This is a genomic window from Clostridium pabulibutyricum, assembly GCF_058242705.1.
On the sequence record NZ_JBZAYZ010000001.1, the window covers coordinates 85,544 to 105,357 of the forward strand.

The 19,814-nt window shown below is 35.4% G+C and carries 15 protein-coding genes; 13 read left to right on the forward strand and 2 right to left on the reverse strand.

Annotation, left to right across the window (positions count from 1 at the left end; translation table 11 throughout):
- Positions 1–21 precede the first annotated feature (21 nt).
- Positions 22–1,716: a dihydroxy-acid dehydratase gene (ilvD, locus tag AC4CVH_RS00460; protein WP_490785743.1), complete on the reverse strand. Its 1,695-nt coding sequence runs from the start codon at positions 1,714–1,716 to the stop codon at positions 22–24.
- Between the two features lie 181 nt (positions 1,717–1,897).
- Between ilvD (AC4CVH_RS00460) and AC4CVH_RS00465 the strand changes: the two genes are divergently transcribed.
- The 3 genes from AC4CVH_RS00465 to AC4CVH_RS00475 all read left to right on the forward strand — a co-directional run bounded on the left by AC4CVH_RS00465 (position 1,898) and on the right by AC4CVH_RS00475 (position 6,202).
- Complete coding sequence (locus tag AC4CVH_RS00465) at positions 1,898–2,833, forward strand: LysR family transcriptional regulator (protein ID WP_490785744.1); 936 nt, start codon at positions 1,898–1,900, stop codon at positions 2,831–2,833.
- Positions 2,834–3,017: 184 nt separating this feature from the next.
- Positions 3,018–4,316 (forward strand): cell wall-binding repeat-containing protein, encoded by a 1,299-nt coding sequence (locus AC4CVH_RS00470; RefSeq protein WP_490785745.1) that lies wholly within the window; start codon positions 3,018–3,020, stop codon positions 4,314–4,316.
- 17 nt (positions 4,317–4,333) lie between these two features.
- Positions 4,334–6,202: a hypothetical protein gene (locus tag AC4CVH_RS00475; protein WP_490785746.1), complete on the forward strand. Its 1,869-nt coding sequence runs from the start codon at positions 4,334–4,336 to the stop codon at positions 6,200–6,202.
- 52 nt (positions 6,203–6,254) lie between these two features.
- Here AC4CVH_RS00475 and AC4CVH_RS00480 read toward each other — a convergent pair whose 3' ends face one another.
- Positions 6,255–7,109: a MurR/RpiR family transcriptional regulator gene (locus AC4CVH_RS00480; RefSeq protein WP_490785747.1), complete on the reverse strand. Its 855-nt coding sequence runs from the start codon at positions 7,107–7,109 to the stop codon at positions 6,255–6,257.
- A 262-nt stretch (positions 7,110–7,371) separates the two neighbouring features.
- Here AC4CVH_RS00480 and gnd point away from each other — a divergent pair, with 262 nt between their 5' ends.
- From gnd to AC4CVH_RS00530, 10 genes are all read left to right on the forward strand, one after another.
- Positions 7,372–8,271 carry a phosphogluconate dehydrogenase (NAD(+)-dependent, decarboxylating) gene (gene gnd / locus AC4CVH_RS00485; protein WP_490785748.1) on the forward strand — a complete coding sequence of 300 codons (900 nt, stop codon included), beginning with the start codon at positions 7,372–7,374 and terminating at the stop codon, positions 8,269–8,271.
- A gap of 270 nt (positions 8,272–8,541) precedes the next feature.
- Positions 8,542–10,074, forward strand: a complete 1,533-nt coding sequence (gntK, locus tag AC4CVH_RS00490; protein WP_490785749.1) for a gluconokinase — start codon at positions 8,542–8,544, stop codon at positions 10,072–10,074.
- 17 nt (positions 10,075–10,091) lie between these two features.
- Complete coding sequence (gene gntT, locus AC4CVH_RS00495) at positions 10,092–11,408, forward strand: gluconate transporter (protein ID WP_490785750.1); 1,317 nt, start codon at positions 10,092–10,094, stop codon at positions 11,406–11,408.
- 50 nt (positions 11,409–11,458) lie between these two features.
- Positions 11,459–13,099 (forward strand): dihydroxy-acid dehydratase, encoded by a 1,641-nt coding sequence (ilvD, locus tag AC4CVH_RS00500; RefSeq protein WP_490785751.1) that lies wholly within the window; start codon positions 11,459–11,461, stop codon positions 13,097–13,099.
- A gap of 156 nt (positions 13,100–13,255) precedes the next feature.
- A complete protein-coding gene (locus AC4CVH_RS00505) occupies positions 13,256–14,221 on the forward strand; it encodes a helix-turn-helix domain-containing protein (protein WP_490785752.1) in 966 nt (321 codons plus the stop codon).
- A 134-nt stretch (positions 14,222–14,355) separates the two neighbouring features.
- The gene (locus tag AC4CVH_RS00510; RefSeq protein WP_490785753.1) at positions 14,356–16,098 is read left to right on the forward strand and encodes an ABC transporter ATP-binding protein; all 1,743 of its coding nucleotides are present in this window, start codon (positions 14,356–14,358) and stop codon (positions 16,096–16,098) included.
- The gene (locus tag AC4CVH_RS00515) at positions 16,091–17,836 is read left to right on the forward strand and encodes an ABC transporter ATP-binding protein (protein WP_490785754.1); all 1,746 of its coding nucleotides are present in this window, start codon (positions 16,091–16,093) and stop codon (positions 17,834–17,836) included. Before AC4CVH_RS00510 ends, AC4CVH_RS00515 begins: the two co-directional genes overlap by 8 nt.
- A 175-nt stretch (positions 17,837–18,011) precedes the next feature.
- The gene (locus AC4CVH_RS00520) at positions 18,012–18,533 is read left to right on the forward strand and encodes a methylated-DNA--[protein]-cysteine S-methyltransferase (RefSeq protein ID WP_490785755.1); all 522 of its coding nucleotides are present in this window, start codon (positions 18,012–18,014) and stop codon (positions 18,531–18,533) included.
- 77 nt (positions 18,534–18,610) lie between these two features.
- Positions 18,611–19,138 (forward strand): flavodoxin family protein, encoded by a 528-nt coding sequence (locus tag AC4CVH_RS00525; protein ID WP_490785756.1) that lies wholly within the window; start codon positions 18,611–18,613, stop codon positions 19,136–19,138.
- A 29-nt stretch (positions 19,139–19,167) separates the two neighbouring features.
- The gene (locus AC4CVH_RS00530) at positions 19,168–19,803 is read left to right on the forward strand and encodes a flavodoxin family protein (RefSeq protein ID WP_490785757.1); all 636 of its coding nucleotides are present in this window, start codon (positions 19,168–19,170) and stop codon (positions 19,801–19,803) included.
- The last annotated feature ends 11 nt before the right edge of the window (positions 19,804–19,814 follow it).

Here is a 19,814-nt window from a genome sequence, read left to right on the forward strand (position 1 = left end):
TGCTGTATATTTTATAGGATGTTAAAATGTAACAGCACCGGTATCTGCAGATGAAACCTTTGAAGCATATTTTGCAAGAGCTGGTTTCATAGGTCTTTTAACCGGTTTCCAATTTTTATGACGATTTGAAAGTTCTTTTTCAGATACTTCAAGGGTAAGAGAACGGTTAGGGATATCTATTATAATAGAATCACCATTTTCAACCATTGCAATAGGCCCACCCGCTGCTGCTTCAGGAGAAACGTGTCCAATACATGGCCCGTGTGTTGCGCCTGAAAAACGTCCATCTGTAATAAGGGCACAGCTTTCACCGAGACCACGCCCCATGAGCATGGCTGTAGTCATTAACATCTCACGCATTCCGGGGCCACCTTTTGGTCCTTCATATTTTATAACTAAAACATCACCTTTTTTGATGGTATCACTTCGTACAGCTTCATTTGCCTCTTCCATTGAATTAAATACTTTTGCAGTTCCTTTAAAATAATACATGCTTTTTGCAACACCGGATTGTTTCACCACGGCACCTTTAGGGGCAAGGTTACCATAGAGTACGGCAATTCCACCTTCAGTGTTTATAGGTGATGATAGAGGATACAAAATTTTGTTTTCTATTGTAGGAGTATGTTTAATATTTTCTATTATGGAGAGACCGGTAACAGTCATATGATTTGGCATTAATTTGTCTTCGATGGTTTTTAAAACTGCAGAGACTCCTCCGCATGTGTCAAGTGCAACAAGGGGATATTTTCCGGATGGCTGCAAATTGCAGATGAAAGGGACTTTTCTACTTATATTGTCGAAATCGCTGAGTGATAGTTCAGCTGATGCTTCTTTGGCGATTGCCATTAAATGAAGTACTGCATTAGTGGATGCACCCATGGCCATGGTAACTGAAATGGCATTTAAAAGAGCATCTCTTGTAATAATTTTACGTGCTGTCAGGCCTTCTTTGAGCATATTTACAATGCGGCGGCCGGATTGTTTTGCGATAAGGCGTTTTTTATTTGAAACTGCAGAGGCTGTGGCACATCCAGGCAATGAAATACCAAGGGCTTCAGTTATACAGGCCATTGAATTTGCCGTTCCCATATGAGCACAGGTGCCTGCAGTGGGTAAGGCTGAACGTTCAGCAGTATGAAGCTGATCAAGGGTCATTTTTCCAACTTGAACCTGGCCTGAGAATTCTCTGAGTTCGCTTGAACAGAAATTATCGTTCCCGTTGAAGTTTCCAGGAAGCATAGGGCCGCTTGTAATTACAATGGCAGGTATATCTAAACGTGCGGCAGCCATGATCATTCCAGGCACGGTTTTGTCACAGCCTGGAATAAGAACCATTGCATCAAATTGATGAGCTTCCACTATCATTTCGATTGAGTCTGCAATTAGATCACGGCTTGGAAGGGGATATCGCATGCCCAAGTGTCCCTGACATAATCCGTCACATATAGAAATGGTCTCTAATTCTCTTGGTACACCGCCTGCGTCACGTATTCCCTGCTTTACATAATCGGCTATTTCATGGACATGGACATGGCCGGCAACGATTTCACTAAAAGAGCTGACAACTGCGATTAGAGGCTTTTTCATATCCTCTTCATCTAATCCAACTGAATATAAAAGTGCACGCTGACCTGTGCGTTCAAGACCGTTTGTCAGGGTACTGCTTCTAAATTTTTTATTTTTGATTTGATCAAATTTATCATCTTGTTTCATAGTATTTATACCTCCTTAGGATTATAATCACAGTATAAATACTGTGATTATAAAAGTAAAACAGTTAAATTCAGATAATACTACAATATAAATGTTGTATATATACTTGGAACAGAGAGTTAATTAATGTGTAATTATCATACTGAGATAGTAAAAATATGGAATGAAAGCAGGGGATTATATGAAAAACAGTCTTGAACATTTTTTGATGGCAACTAAAGAAAAAAGCATAAGTGATGCTGCAAGAAAAGCATTTATAACTCAGCAGGCCTTTAGCGACCAAATTAGGCATCTTGAAGAGGAATATGGTATAAAATTATTTCACAGGAGGCCAAGATTGGTATTGACAAAAGCTGGAGAAATTATGGCATATAGACTTCAACAAGTTAAAAGTATTGAAAATATAATGAAAACCGAACTTTTGGAATTGAAGGATGGAATTAGAGGCAAACTTCGAGTTGGGATGCACTCTACCAGGGCAAAAATAATTCTTCCGGGTCTTTTGGAGCAGTATCAAAAAAAATTTCCCAATGTCTCTCTTGAAATTATTCATGATGAATCGGATGATTTGGAAAAAAGGCTTTTAAATGGTGATATTGATATGTTTCTTGGGGTTAATGTAAAACCACTTCCTGAAATAAAGAAAATTCACTTGATGGATGCAAGGATATATCTTGTGATTTCAACGTATGTGTTAAATAAATATTTTCAGAAGGAAGATGACTATATAAAAGAAGGCTTCAAAGTTTCTATGGAAAAATTTATTGGAATCCCCTTTATACTTAGTCCGTGCAACAGCCGATTGTATAAAACTATAAATCATTTTCTTGATGACAGATGTTTGATATTAAAAAGTATGTTGACTATCAGTGATACTGATACACAAATACTTTTAGCAGGGAGAAACTTGGGGGCTTGTTTTTGCAATGAGATAATGCTGAAACGAATTGAATTATTAAATAACACGCAGTTTTTAAATAATAAACTTAAGTATTTTGAAATAGAAGGTATGAATCAAACTGATAAAATAGAACTGATATATAATAAAAATTTACGTTTACCGGAATATATGACAGGATTTATAGAAATAATTAAGAAACAGTTTTTAAGTTACTAGTAACTTAAAAACTGTTTCTTTTCATTATTCGTAAATAAAAAAGATAAATATGTGTTGACTGGAAAATATATCTGTGATAAGTTATTAGTGTAATTGATAATGAATATCATGTGTTAATATTTATCAGTTACATTAATATTACTGTTAAAGTAATATAGCTAAAAAATATTTTAGGGGGACTAAGATGATTTTAAAGAAAATTGTAAGTTTGTTTGGATTGACTATGATATTGTCGTCATCAACTGTAATGGCTCAATCGTCTTCGCATGAACTTACGCAGAAAAGGATTTTTGGAAATGACAGATACGAAACATCGTCGGTTATAAGCAAAGACGGGTGGCAGAATTCTTCAAATGCAATAATATGCAGTGGAGAAGATTTTCCAGATGCACTTTGCGCAGCACCTCTTGCGAAAAAATACAATGCTCCTGTACTTCTTGTCAGGAAAAACAGTGTGAGCAGTAATGTAATGCAGGAGTTAAAAAGGCTCAGTCCTGAAAAAGTTACAATAATAGGAAAAGAAGGAGCTGTTTCAAGCCAGGTCGAGAAAGATATAAAGAAAAATGTTTCTAGTATAAAGACAGTGGAAAGAATTGGTGGACAGGATAGATATCAAACTTCAAGATATATTGCAGATAAGTTTGAAAAAGGCAGTGAAGTAGCTCTTGTTTCAGGCAAAGTTCCATCGGATGCACTTACTATGAGTTCAATAGCAGCTAGCAAAAACATGCCTATTTTACTTGCAGATCAAAATGAAAACAATATAAAAGATTATATAAATAAAAATAATATAGGAAAAGCATACATAATAGGAGGAACTTCCTGTGTTCCAGGAAATATGGACAAAATTACCTCAAATTCTGAAAGAATATATGGAAAAGACAGATATGAAAGCAATGAGAAAGTAATAGAAAGATTCAAGGATGATATAAATTTCAGCAAAATATATTTAACAGTGGCAAAGTACAACGGAGTTGATCAGTTTGCAGATGCACTTTGCGCTGCACCTCTTGCAGCAAAAGAATCAAATCCAATAGTGTTTGGCGAAAATATAAGCAGCAAGCTTGTGGACACTATAAAAGACAAGGTAAGTGATAACAGCAGTATTGTAGCTATAGGTGGAGAAAAACTTGTATCAAAAAGTGTAGTTGACTCGCTGGCAAATGTGGATAAAAAAGATTCTGGAAATTCAGGCGGTTCATCAAGTTCTGGAGGCTCAAGCCATCATAACAATCAAAATTATTATACCGCCTCTTCCAGTTTGTCATTTCCAGGTGCTCTTACCTATGATGTAAAAGTTACGAGCAATAAAAGTTCAGAAATTCTAAAAGGATACAAACTTTTGTATGATGGAAAAGTAATAGCACAGGATGAGGACAACGATGGAACAGTAAGAGTACTGTCAATATTCTTTGATCAGAAAGTAGACAAATCAAAATTTCAGATTCAAAAAGACAATAATATATCAAATTTAGTGTTTTGAATTAGGGGGAACGAATAATGATAAAAAGAAAAATAATGTCATATCTTTTAGCATCAACAATAGTTTTAGGTACAGGCAGTTTTGTAATGGCAGCAGGAGTTGATGAGCTTCCGAACATATCAGATAATTCTCTGGTTATAGGTAAGAACTTATTTAAGCTGGATACTGTAACAAATTCTATTTACAATTTAAATACTTTTGTAAAAGCATCAAAAACTGTAGATGAAAACAATGGAGTGTATTATAAATATAATGGAAAATGGTATACGGGTCAGGACATAGAAAGCTTTGAAAAGCTTAAGACAGGAACTCCGGTTGATTCCATTAAAAATGATATTGAAAGTGTAAATGGTCAATCGGCAGCAGATTATAAAAATAACAACTTTTCCTTTGACTGGTATCAAGATGGTGATTACAGTCATGACAAAGATGGTGAAAATGAATCAGTAGAACAATTCGTGGTAGTATTCAATCAGAAGATAAATCCAAACAAGGGAAAATTAAAAATCATAGTTCCGGATAATACTAAAGCAGATCCTTATGGAGCTGGCAAGCTTGGCGAAATTACTGTAGATTTGGAAAATGACAGTACAGAACAGTCTCTTGCAAATGTAGAGGGAGGAAAACCTGTAACTTGCTTTCTTGTAAAAACTAAGGAGAATACAGACAGAGTTATTTTGGAACTTACAGAGGATTGGACGAGAATACTTAATACGGAAAAAACCGGCATAAATTATTATGACAAAAGAGTAAGTGGTCTTAAACTTGTTGCGGAAGGACTTGAAGATAGTGAAGGAAATAAAATATCAAATGGTTCAGAAACAGGTGAGATAACTGCAAAAAGTGATATAAATCTTGTAAAGGACAACCAGAAACCAAAAGTTGTATATGATAAACCAATATACACATATATAGGGGAAAACGGTATGCAGCCTGCAGGAAGTACAAGAATTGTATTCAATGAACCAGTTCAGATATTTACAGAAAAAATGATATCGGAGTTAAAAGATGCAAATACAAAATTGCCTGAGATTATAACGTATAATCCACTTACTCCGAGTCAGCAGCAGCTTGAAACAAATAAAGACGGACTGCCTGTTTTCTCAGCCGAATATCACAAGGTAGGCAGTGATGGAAAAGATGAACTTGACAAAGATGGAAAACCAATAGTCATAAAAGGTGAATATGGACTTATGGGAGACATTATGAAAAAGGATGCAGAATCAAAGGAAAATGGAGAAAAGATAGCATTTAGGATCGATCAGATTCCATTTGACTATGATTTTGATCCTAAAAACGAGGGAATTACAAGATTCAGGGATATAGGAGCTTATCTTATAAATCCCGAGACAACTTTAACAGAAGGAAAATGGAAGCTTGTAGTGAAAAACTTCACCGACGAAGCAGGAAATACGATGGATGAGTATGTTTCAGATGTAATTGATATTAAACCGTATTTCACAATAGAGAAGCTTACAAAGGATGGAATAAAGATTAAATTTACAGAACCATTTAAAGGAAACAAAATTTTTGGAGGCAGGGTACCGATACTTGTATATAATAGTGAAGGCAAAATGGTTGCATATTGTTTTATCGACAACATTAAAGAAGGACAAACTGAAGCAGAAGGTAAATTTTTAAGCCCGATTGAAAATTTAGAAGGCACCTATGATATAAATAATATGGAATATACTGTAACAAAGGAAGAGAGCCAGAAAGACAACGGTCAGGTGGAGAAAAACCAGGAAGATAAGACTCAGGAAGAGAATGATAAGGTAGATAAAAGCCAGGAAGATAATACTGAGATGGATAAGGCTCAACAAAAAACTCAAGATGAAGGTCAGACATCAAAAGTAGAAGCAAATGATGAGTCCAAAGCAGAATAGTTAAACCAAGTAAAAAGACAACTGGAAATTTTCACTTCCAGTTGTCTTTTTACTAAAATCTTTTATAGGCAATTCCTTTTCTTATATTTTCAAGATTTTTCAAAGTTATGTCTTTTCGCTTAAAAGCTACGCCAACGTAAAGCCAATCAATTATCATAAGAGATGACAAACGGGATTCAGATGCTTCGCTTCTGAACATGGATTCATTTCCATAGGCTATAAGGGCTACATCCGATGCTTTTGCAAGGGGAGATTTTTCATTATCAGTAACAGATATAATATTGATATTGTTTTTTTTGGCCAAAGTTACATTTTCAACAAGTTCTTTGTTGCTTCCTGAATTTGAAAAGGCGAGGATTGTATCGTTTTTATCACTCATGGAGGAAAACATCACCTGCCAGTGGGAATCAGATGAACTTACGCAGTTGATTCCAGTACGTATAAATTTATGATATGCATCATTTGCAATTGCTGCAGAGCCGCCCATTCCAAAAAACATTAGCTTGTTTGACTTGAGTATCAATTCGATAGCGTTGTTTATGATTTCGACTTTGTTTAATTTGATGGTTTTTTGAATGCTGTCTATACTTGAACGCATGATTTTATGCATAATAATATAAGTGTCATCGCCTTCTTTTATTTCTCCATGAATGTTTTCCATTGGTTCTATTACTGAGCCTGCAAGGTTTATTTTTAAATCTTGATATCCTTTATATCCAAGCTTGCTGCACAGTCTAAATACAGTTGCTTCGCTTGAATGGCTTGCCTCTGCCAGTTCTGTTATAGAGAAATGAATTATATCTTTAGAATTTTCCAATATATATTGAGCTACTTTTCTTTCGGCACCTTTTAAACTGCCATAGCTTGAAGTAATTCGTTCAAGGCAGCTCTGTTTGTTGTTAGACATTTTAAAACTCCTATTCTTAAGTAAAGAGATATATTAGACTACAATAACTGTTACATTATTTAATTATATCATAAATATTTTTTTATAAAAATTATTTTCATTAAATTAGTTAATTGTGTTGTTGTAAGGGAAAAATGCTAGTGATATAATTTTATTAAAGAAAAATTTCTTTGCAAATGATGAAAATAAGGTGTATATGCTATTTAATGAAAAAAATTATCAAACTTTATGAAATTAAAAATATGAAAAAGGAGATGCAGGTATGAATATAGGAATAATTGGACTTGGGAAGATGGGATTTAACATAGCATTGAGTTTATTGAAAAATAATTATGGCGTGGTTGCATATGATTTGAACCGGGAAAATATAAAGCATATTGAAGAAAAGGGAGCAAGAGGGGCTTCAAGTATCAGTGAATTATCTGAGAATCTAAAAGGAAGAAAAATAATATGGCTGATGATTCCGGCAGGAGGGGAAGTTGACAAGACTATAGATGAATTATTAAAATACTTGAATATTGGAGACATAATAATAGATGGAGGAAACTCCAATTATAAGGATTCACTGAAAAGATACAGATATTTAAAAGAAAAAGAAATAAACTTTATTGACTGTGGAACAAGTGGAGGAACAAGCGGAGCGCTTAATGGAGCATGCACAATGATTGGAGCGGAGGATGAGCCGTTTAGTTACTGTGAGAGTATATTTAAAGATTTGTCTGTAGAAAATGGATATCTTCATGTTGGTGGTCCTGGAAGCGGACATTTTGTAAAAATGGTTCATAATGGGATAGAATACGGAATGATGCAGTCCATAGCCGAGGGATTTGAAATACTTTCAAAGAGTGAATTTGATATTGATTATGAGAAAATTGCAAAGGTGTGGAATCACGGTTCCGTTATCAGAGGATGGCTTATGGAACTTGCAGAAGACGCATTTAAAAAAGACAAGAATTTAAGTGGAATAAGAGGCGTAATGCATTCATCGGGAGAAGGAAAGTGGACTGTGGATACAGCTTTGGAATTGCAGGTTCCAGCCCCTGTTATTGCATTGTCTTTAATGATGAGGTATCGCTCCATTGAAACTGATACATTTACAGGAAAGGTAGTTGCGGCCTTGAGAAATGAGTTTGGCGGACATTCTTTTGAAAAGAACAATTAATATCAAAAAAATTAATAAAGTTTGTTATATGTGACTTCTTGATTTTTGAGGAGTCATTTTATAATTATAAAAAAATATTTCATATATTGGATTCAAGACTGCTTATATGCAAGTTTTTGAAAAAAAAATTCAAAAAAGTATTGTAATCATAAAAAGCTGATGATATAATTCAAGTAAAGAAAATTTTCTTCGAAAACTTTGATAAAATAGTTTACAAATCAAAAACGAAAAAAATTTTCTGAAAACAAGTATTTACAGGAGGCGGGTTAATTGAAATATTTAGTAGGAGTTGATATTGGGACTACTAGTACAAAAGCAATAGCTTTTGATTTAAAAGGAAATCTTTTAAATAAATCCAATATAGAATATGAATTGTTTAATCCAAAGCCATCATGGAGTGAACAAGATCCTGAACAGATCTTCAGGGCGGTTCTCGACTCAATCAAGCATGTAGTTCAGGAAAACGATGTCAAGAAGAATGAATTGCTTGGAGTCTCATTTAGCAGTGCAATGCACAGCGTTATAGCAGTTGACAAAGAGGGAATACCTCTTACAAATTGTATAATATGGGCTGATACACGAAGCGATGAATATGCCGAAAATTTAAAAAACAGTCAAATTGGACAGAGAATTTATATGAGGACAGGTACTCCAATACATCCGATGTCTCCACTTTGCAAATTGTGCTGGATGAGAGACAACGATAAAGAAGTATTCAATAAAGCATACAAGTTCATATCAATAAAAGAATATGTATTTTTAAAGCTGTTTAATGAATATATAGTTGATTATTCCGTAGCTTCAGCCACAGGAATATTTGATATTTGGGATTTGAAATGGAACAGGGATGCTTTGGATTATATAGGAATTTCAGAAGAAAAACTTTCAAAACCAGTACCTACGTTTTATAAAGTCAAGGGATTGAGCAAGGTATATTCTGATTATATGAAAATTCCAGAAAAAACAGTTTTTGTAATTGGAGCAAGCGACGGATGCCTGGCAAATCTTGGTGCCAATGCCATAAAAGACGGAGATGCTGCAGTGACAATAGGTACGAGTGGGGCTATAAGAGTTATATCAAAAGATGTTAAAAATGATGCCAATAGAAGAATATTTAGTTATATATTGACAGAAAACCATTATGTACTGGGTGGTGCTGTAAATAATGGAGGAGTAATTTACAGGTGGTTCAGAGATAATTTTTCAACTGCCGAACTGGAAGCATCAAGGCAGCTTGGAATTGATGCTTATGATATTTTAAATTTGGAAGCTTCGAAAGTTAATCCTGGAGCGGACAGCTTAATATTTCTTCCGTATTTGCTAGGTGAAAGGGCTCCACACTGGGATGCAAATTCAAAGGGAGTATTTTTCGGGGTTAATATAAAGCACAGGAGACAGCATTTTTTAAGAGCAGTTCTTGAAGGTGTAATGTATGGAATATATGATGTTGGCCAGGCTCTTGAGGAGACTACTGGAAAAATAAACACCATATATGCGACAGGAGGATTCGTAAGATCAGAGTTGTGGGTTCAAATGATGTCTGACATATTCAACAAGAGGGTAGTAATTGCTGAAAGTTATGAGAGTTCATGTCTTGGTGCCGTAGTTATTGGAATGAAAGCACTTGGTATTATAGATAATATTGAAGAAGTTGAGAAGATGGTTCCTATATCAAAAGTATTTGAACCTGATAAAAAGAATCATGAGATTTATATGAAAAATTTCAGCATTTATAAAAAATTATATGACAGGCTGAAAGACGAATTTTTAGAGATAAGCAGTATACAAAATGAAAATAATTAAAATGGGGAGTGATATAAATGCCACTACTTATAATTGGCATTGGAGTTGCCTTACTGTTATTGCTGATGATTAAGTTTAAATTGAACGGTTTTTTGTCTTTGATTATAGTTGCACTTCTTGTAGGTGTAATGGAGGGAATGCCGATTGACAAGGTAGTAACATCTGTAAAAAACGGTGTAGGAGGGACACTTGGAAGTCTTGCGCTTATAATTGGCTTTGGTGCAATTCTTGGAAAACTTTTGGCCGATTGTGGTGGAGCGCAGAGGATTGCCACAACTTTGATTGAAAAGTTTGGAAAGAAGAGAATTCAATGGGCTGTAGTTATAACCGGATTTGTAGTAGGTTTTGCACTGTTTTATGAAATAGGTTTTGTACTTTTGATTCCACTTGTATTTACAATAGCTGCTGAAGCAGAAATACCTCTTTTATATATAGGAGTGCCAATGGCAGCAGCACTTTCTGTAACACATGGATTTCTGCCGCCTCATCCAGCTCCAACGGCAATAGCCGGAGTTTATAATGCAAGCATAAGTAAAACGTTATTATACGGTGCAATTTTGGGAATACCAACTGCTATAATATCAGGACCTGTTTTTTCTAAATTTTTAAAAAATATGGAGCATCCGATTCCGAAAGGATTGTATAATCCAAAGATATTTACAAATGAAGAAATGCCAAGCTTTGGAGTAAGTATATTTACAGCATTAATACCTGTTTTTCTTATGGCGGTTCAGGCAGTAGCTGAAATGACAATGCCAAAGGGTTCTGCAGTACTTAAATATGCAACTTTTTTTGGGGATCCGGTAATTGCACTTTTAATAGCAGTAATTGTAGCTTTGTTTACATTTGGATTAAATAGAGGCAAGAAGATAGACGAGGTAATGGATACGGTAACAGAGGCGGTAAAGACAATTGCAATGATATTATTGATAATAGGCGGAGGCGGAGCTTTGAAACAGGTTCTTGTTGACAGCGGAGTATCAAATTATATAGCAAATGCAATGCAGGGAAGCAATATATCACCTTTACTTTTGGCATGGCTTATAGCTGCAGTTTTAAGAATAGCTTTAGGTTCGGCTACAGTAGCCGCCATGACAGCGGCTGGAATCGTAGCTCCGATTATAGCGGCTACTGGAGTAAGCCCTGAACTTATGGTAATTGCCACAGGATCAGGAAGCGTAATATTTTCACATGTAAATGATCCTGGCTTCTGGTTGTTTAAAGAATATTTCAATCTTTCAATACCAGAAACATTGAAGTCATGGTCGCTGGTTGAGACACTTATAGCAGTCTGTGGACTGGTTGGAGTATTAGCAATAAATGTATTTATATAACATAGAAATGTGAGTTTAATAATAGTTGTATCAATTAAGGGAGTGTAATTATGAAAAATCATCTTTCAACGATAAGGCCATATACTCGTGCTATATTGAAAGGACATCTTTGTTCATGCGGAGTTGATTACAAGAATATGGACAAACCTATCATTGCAATTGCAAATTCATGGAATGAAATTGTTCCAGGACATGCACATTTAAGGGAACTTGCCGACAGGGTAAAAAAAGGAGTGAAGGAAGCAGGGGGACTTCCACTTGAGTTTAATACAATTGCAGTCTGTGATGGTATAGCTCAAGGACATGATGGAATGAAATATTCTCTGCCAAGCCGTGAAACAATTGCAGACAGTGTAGAGATAATGGTAAATGGACATGGAATTTTTGATGGAATGGTTGCATTAAGTTCCTGCGACAAGATTGTTCCGGGAATGCTTATGGCATCTGCACGTTTGAATCTTCCAACTTTGGTGGTACTTGGGGGAGTAATGCCAAATTACATTAAACCAAAAGAATCAAAAGCTGCAAGAAAGCAGTTCCTGGATGGAAAACTCGATGAAAAAGGGCTTGTAGATGTAACCAATAAATATTATCCGAGCAAGGGAGTATGTCCATTCCTTGGCACGGCAAATACTATGCAGGGATTGTCAGAAGCTTTGGGAATGGCATTGCCTAAATCATCATGGATGAGGGCTTTGTCGGAAGAACAATTCATGGCTGCAGAGGCGGCAGGACGTCAGGCAGTGGAACTTGTTAAGAAAGGAATAAAGGCACGTGATATTCTTACACTGGATGCCTTTAAAAATGCAATTTCAGTTTTGCTTGCTATGGGAGGATCACTCAATGCATGCCTGCATCTTCCGGCAATTGCACATGAGGCAGGAATAGATCTTCCACTTGATATGTTTGATGAAATCAGTCGAAAAGTACCATTTATTGCAGGGGTTACACCTAACAATAATGAATATACGACAAACGATTTGCAGAGGGCGGGGGGAATGCCGGCTCTAATGAAAGAAATTTCCGAACATTTGAGTTTGGATGCCTTGACAGTAAACGGAAAAACGGTTGGGGAAAATATTAAAGATGCAAGTGTTTTTGACCGTGAGATTATCCATAGCATTCAAAATCCAATTGACAGGGAAGGCGGCATTGCTGTGCTCAAGGGAAACATAGCAGAGGGTGGTGCTTTGATTAAACAGTCTGCTGTACCTGAATATTTGAAAACTTTTGTAGGAGATGCGATTGTATTTGACAGTGAGGATGAATTTGACGATGCTTATCAGGCCGGAAAAATCCATGAGCATCATGCTGTTGTAATTCGATATGAAGGCCCAAAAGGTGGCCCTGGAATGAGGGAATTGCATAGATGTACAGAGATTTTAGGAAAATTCAAGGATATTGCACTTATTACAGATGGTCGTTTTTCCGGTGCATCTGCAGGATTGTCTGTTGGATATGTGAGTCCGGAGGCTGCAGAAGGAGGAATTATTGCTTTTGTAAAAGATGGTGATAAAATTTCCATAGATATTGCAAAACGTTCCATTTCGCTGCTTGTATCCAGTGAAGAGTTGGAAAAGAGAAGAAAACATCTGGAGATTGTAAAGAGAAAGGTAAGCAAGCTTTTGGAGCTGTACTCAATAAGTACTACATCGGCATCAAAAGGTGCAGTTCGCTTTATTGGAAAGTAGAAATATTAATAAAAATAACGCCTGTTTTTGTAGGCGTTGTTTTTGCTTTGAAGAAATGTTGTTTATATTTTTTTTGATATGTGCTATGATTATTGTAAATGATATTCATTGTCATTTGCGATAATCATATATTACTTATTTGGAAAGGGAGATTATTTGAATAAGAGATTGTACATATCTGATATCAGGTGGCATGCCTCGTTTTCAGATATGATAAGAGAAGCATGTCAAGTTGGAGATAAAACAACTTATTATTATAATCCGGATTATATTAATGGTAAAACAATGCAGTGTGAAATATTCCCGGGAATATGGATTGTTTATCATGACTTTATGTTAAACGGTAAGGAACTTCTTCCTGTAGAAGAGGGTGGAGTCTTGGAGATGAACTACTGCATAGACGGCAGGTGCGAGCTTGATTATTCAAATCGAAGAATATTTTATGTGGCACCAGGAGATTTTGCAGTAGCAATTTTGAAAAATGGCAGACACAAGCATAATTTTCCACTTGGAACCTATAGGGGTATTTCAATGGTAACTACAAGGGAGGCCCTCGATTGCTTTTTAAGAAGCATATTTGGCAAAAGCGATATTAACAGTTCATTTCTGTTTTGCAAACTGGAGGCTTGTGGAGGTTTTACAATATTGCCGAATAATAGATATATACAGGAGCTTATTGGAGATATTATATCAGAAGGTGTGTATTGGAGGGAAAGAGCAGTTTTGAAATTTTCAGAACTGATATTGTTTTTAATAAGCAGTCGCAATGGAATGCCCAGAATGAGTGGAAAGTATTTTACAAGAAGGACTATAGAAAAGGTAAAGCTTATAATGATGGATATAACTCAGAATCTTGATGAATATACGTCTGTAGGAGAGGTAGGAAGCAGATATGATATAGGTATTAGGACATTTTCAGATTGCTTTAAGGAAGTATACGGCAAGACTTACTATGCATTTATAAAGGAATTCAGAATAAAAAAGGCAGCGGGTATGCTTTTGACTACAAAACATACAATAGGGAATATTGCAGTTTCCGTTGGTTATCAAAATGCAAGTAAATTTTCAAAGGCTTTTCGGGATGTTATGGGAATTGCTCCCGGTGAATTTAGAAAAAAATAACTTGTATACACTTTTGGAGCATAAAAGTTTGAATGGAGTAGATGTAAATTTGGCTGAGGGATATAATTCAATGTAGTTTAAGAAAATGACTACATTGAATTTTTTTATGTTTGTAAAACAAAGAGGAGGTTTTAATGAAAAAAGATAGTACTTTTAATAAACTCATGCTGTTTGCATCACAGTGCAAAGGAGAGATGACAGTTTCAATGATTCTGGCATTATTTGGTGTAGCCTTCGGAATGCTGCCATATTTTGCCGCGGCGGATATCGTTTTGAAAATATTAGACGGTGTCAAAAATTTCAGCGACTTTTTATATCCTGTACTGATTATTTTTGTAGGATACACAGGGAAGGTCGTGTTAAATGCACTCTCTACTTCCATATCCCATAATGCAGCTTTTACGATTCTAAAGAATATTCGTTCTAAATTGACGGAAAAACTTTCAAAAGTTCCACTTGGTTATGTTCTTGAAACTCCATCGGGAAAATTGAAAACAGTAATAGTTGATACTGTAGAGCAGCTTGAAGCACCTCTTGCACATATAATACCCGAGATGATTTCAAATCTTATTGTACCTGTATTTGTCTTTATCTACATGCTTTATCTTGACTGGCGCATGGCACTGATTTCTCTTGGTACAATCCCTATAGGAATGATTTTATACAAGTGTATAATGAAAAAATATGTATATTACTACAAAGAATATTCAGAAGCTGGGAATGTAATGAATTCAACCATAGTTGAATATGTAAACGGGATAGAGGCAATAAAAGCCTTCAATCAGGCATCTGTTTCTTATAAAAAATATTCTGATTCTGTGGAAAATAATTGCAGTGCAGTTACGGCATTTTTTAAAAATACTTTGTTCTTATATACGGCAGTAATGTATATTACACCTGAAGCACTTTTCTTTACACTGCCTGCAGGATTGTATTTTTATGCGAAGGGTACTATTGAGCTTTCAGTATTTATAACATGTATAATACTTTGTTTCGGACTTTTGACGCCACTTGTGAATGCCATGCAGTATACAGATAATATAGCATCCATGGGTACTATCATAGGAAAGGTGTATGAAATACTTAATCAGAAGGAATTAGTGCGTCCGCATGATTATAAAAAACTAAAGAATAATAAAATAAAATTTGAAAATGTAAAATTCAGCTGTGGAGGTACTGAAATAATACATGGAATATCATTTGAAACAACACCGGGAGGAATGACAGCTATTGTAGGTCCTTCAGGCTCGGGAAAATCAACTATAGCAAGGCTCATTGCAAGTTTTTTTGAAGTGACCGAGGGAAAAATGACAATAGGACATGTTGATGTAAAAGATATTCCGCTTGAACAGATAGGTAATCTTATATCTTATGTATCCCAGGAAAACTTTTTGTTTGACATGTCTGTTAAAGAAAATATAAGGATCGGAAACCTTAATGCCTCTGACGAGGAAGTCATTCAAGCAGCAAAGATGGCAAGCTGCCATGATTTTATCATGTCTCTTGAAAATGGATATGATACTCGTGCAGGTGAATCTGGAATGAACTTTTCAGGAGGAGAGAGACAGCGTATTTCAATTGCCAGGGCAATACTCAAAGATAGTCCTATAGTTGTCCTTGATGAAGCTACTGCATATACAGATCCGGAAAATGAAGCTGTGATACAGGAATCAATATCACGAATGGTAAAAGGAAAAACATTGATTGTAATAGCACACAGACTTTCAACTATAATGTCTGCAGATAATATAGTTGTACTTAACAAGGGAAATATAGAGGCGCAGGGAACACATGAAAGACTTCTTGAGGACTGCAGCTTGTATAGAGAGATGTGGGAAGCACATATAGGAGCAAAAAGGGGAGAGGAATATGATTAAAACAATAAAAAGAATTTTAAAGTTTGCAGGTATTTACAAGAAAGACCTTGTTCAATCGTTTATACTTGATGTTATCTTCTCTATTTGTCAGGCAGTACCTGTTTTTGCAATGTTATATGCATTATATGAGATTATATCACTTAAAAGTTCAGGAGCGAATGTTACAACAGAAATCGTGCTCCTGCCGCTTATTATAATGGTCTTGGGACTTGCAGGAAAGATAATATTCGGATATCTGGCCAATGAAAAGAGAAGTATTGCTTGCTTTTCGATGTGCTCAAGAAAGAGAATTCAAATTGGAGAGAGATTGAAAAAAATGCCCATGGGATATTTCAAAGCTAATAAACTTGGAGAAATATCGTCTGTAGTTACTACTACTATTTACGATATTGAAAATAAGTCCGGTGATGTTTTGGACAAGATTGTTGTGGGATTTGTACATGCAATTGCAATAACCATAGCTATAAGCTTTTTCGATTGGAGAATTGGGGCTATATCTGTTGCTGCACTTGTTATAGGTACTATTTTAAACTCAAAAATTCAGAATAAAAGTATTGATATTTCCAAGGAACGCCAGCAGGCGCAGAGGAATCTTGCATCAGCGATTCTTGAATATATACGTGGAATATCGATTGTAAAATCCTTTGGCTTGGATAAAAAGTCAAACAGACAGGTAGATAAAGCTATTGAAGAAAGTCGTATAAGAAATACAAATATGGAAAAAATGTTTACAACTCTTATACCGCTTTATACTTATGTTTTCAAATTTGCATCCTTTGTTATTGTAATAGTATCATGTTATTTCTTCTTGGGAGGCAGCCTTTCGGTTTTGGCAAGTATTATGATGATTATATCAAGTTTTGTGATTTATTCATATATAGAATTGATAGGGACTGTTTCAGCTGAACTAAGGATTATAGACAGCAGTATGGATAAAATTGAAAGTGTAGAAAAAAGTCCGCTTATGGACGAGGGGGGAAAGGATATAATACCTGATAACTATGACATTGAGATTCAAAATGTATCCTTTTCTTATGACAAGAGAAAGATTATAGATAATATAAGCATGACAATTCCACAAAATTCTACTGCAGCCATTGTAGGACCATCAGGTGGTGGAAAAAGTACAATATGCAGCCTTATAGCAAGATTTTGGGATGTTGATGAAGGAAAGATAACTATAGGTGGACATGATGTCAGAGAATATACATGTGAAAGTCTTATGAGAAATATAAGTATGGTTTTTCAAGATGTGTATCTTTTCCATGATACTGTTTTAAACAATATAAAGTTCGGATGCTCGGAGGCAAAAATGGATCAAGTAATTGAAGCTTGCAAAAAAGCTTGCTGCCACGATTTTATAGAAAAACTTTCAAAGGGCTATGATACTGTAATCGGTGAGGGAGGAAACAGTCTATCGGGAGGAGAAAAACAGCGTATTTCAATTGCCAGGGCAATACTTAAAGATGCACCTATAATTATACTTGATGAAGCTGCATCAAGTGTTGATCCTGAGAATGAAAGGCAACTTCAACTGGCAATCTCTGCTCTTACATCACATAAAACCGTAATTTCAATTGTACATCGTCTTTCAACAGTGAGAAATGCGGATATAATTTTTGTATTGAAGGGAGGACGTATTGTTCAGAGAGGAAGTCACAGCAAACTGCTAAAAGAAAAAGGATTGTACAACGAATTTATAAACATAAGAAAAAGGGCTGTTGGATGGAATCTTTAAAAGAAATATTATAATTTTATGAAAAAATTTAAAAAATATAATATGATTTTTTAAGATCAAGCAAATGTCATGGAACTGTTCCATAGTACATTTGCTTGATTTGGGTTATACTTGAATAATAATATTGAGCTGCAGATTGATGTAAGGTAAAAATTGTTGAAAATAGGTGATTAATTTGAACATAAAATATAAATGCAGGTATATATCCCCTGTGGGATATTTATCAATAATAAGTGACGGCAAAAGTATAACGAAGATTGGCATAAGCAAAGAGTCAAAACATATAGCAGAGTATGTCGACAGCGATTTTCACGATTTTGAAGTATTAATAAAAACCAAGTACTGGCTTGATTGTTATTTTTCGGGCGTCAAGCCTGATTTTGACATACCGCTTGAACTCTGCGGAACTGTATTTCAGAAGATGGTGTGGGAGCTTGTATCTAATATACCCTATGGCAAAGTTGAGACTTATGGAGAAATTGCAAAGAAGATTGCCGCTGCAAGGGGTATAAAGAAAATGTCGTCTCAAGCTGTAGGAGGGGCGGTTGGAAGAAATCCGATACCTATAATTGTGCCTTGTCATCGTGTTGTTGGAGCAGGTGGAAACCTTACCGGTTATGGATGTGGACTTGATGTAAAATATAGACTTCTTGAGATTGAAGGATTTGATATGAGTAAATTTTACATGCCTGTATAAATCTTTATTTATAAGTTGGAATTGCAGTATAATTAAATCATGTATATATTATTTTAAGATAGGAGAGGAAAATTTTTATGAATATTTTAGTTGTTACAGGAAGTCCAAGAAAGGGAGCAAATACTGAAGTCATGGCTGATGTTTTTGCAGATGGAGCAAGAGATGCAGGAAACAAAGTTGATGTTGTAAAGCTGAGCGGACTCGATGTAAATCCCTGTATTGCCTGTGAATACTGTCACTCTCATGGTGGAGAATGCGTGCAGAAGGATGATATGAAGAAAATATATGAGAAGATGTCAGAATCAGACATGATTGTTTATGCATCTCCTATATATTATTTTACACTGAGTTCCCAGATAAAGGCTGTTATAGACAGGTTTTATGCAAAGGGGAAGGATTATCCAATTAAGAATGCAGCGCTCCTTCTTGATTCAGGTTCCGAGAATGTATATGATTCTGCAATAGCTGCATACAAGGGAATAAACAGGTATCTTGGATGGAAGGACAGAGGAATAATTACTGTAAGTGGAATGAGAGCAAAGGATGCAATGAAAAATTCTGACAAACTTGAAAAAGTCCGTGAATTTGGAAGAAGCATCAAATAAAAAAATTCTAATTTAAGGAGGTAAATTTAATGAAAGTTGTTGCATTCAATGGAAGTCCGGTAAAGGAAGGAAACACCTATCAGGCAATAAAGCTTGTTTCGGCAGAACTTCAGAAAAATGGTATAGAAGTTGAAGTGATTCATGTGGGAAACAAGAAAATCAGGGGATGTACTGCCTGTGGGGGATGTATAGCAAATCAGAATTGCAGATGTGTTATACAGGATGATCCTGTAAATGAATGGATTTCCAAGATGAAAGAGGCGGATGGAATAATACTCGGAGCACCTGTGTATTTTTCTTCAATAGCAGGGACAATGAAATCATTTTTGGATAGAGCGTTTTATGTGGCATCTTCAAATGGAAACTTTTTAAGGCACAAGGTGGCAGCAAGTGTTGTTGCAGTTAGAAGAGCAGGAGGCATACCGGCATTCAATGAGTTGAACAATTATATTACTTTTTCAGAAATGATTATGCCTACATCAAACTACTGGAATGTGATTTATGGAACTCAACCAGGAGAAGCGCTCAAAGATAAAGAAGGAATGCAGATTATGAGTATACTTGGCAAGAATATGGCATGGATCATGAAGCTTGTTGAATTTGGAAAGGATAAAATAGAAGAAAACAAGAATGAAGAGAAGGTATTTATGAATTTTATAAGATAAATTCAATATAT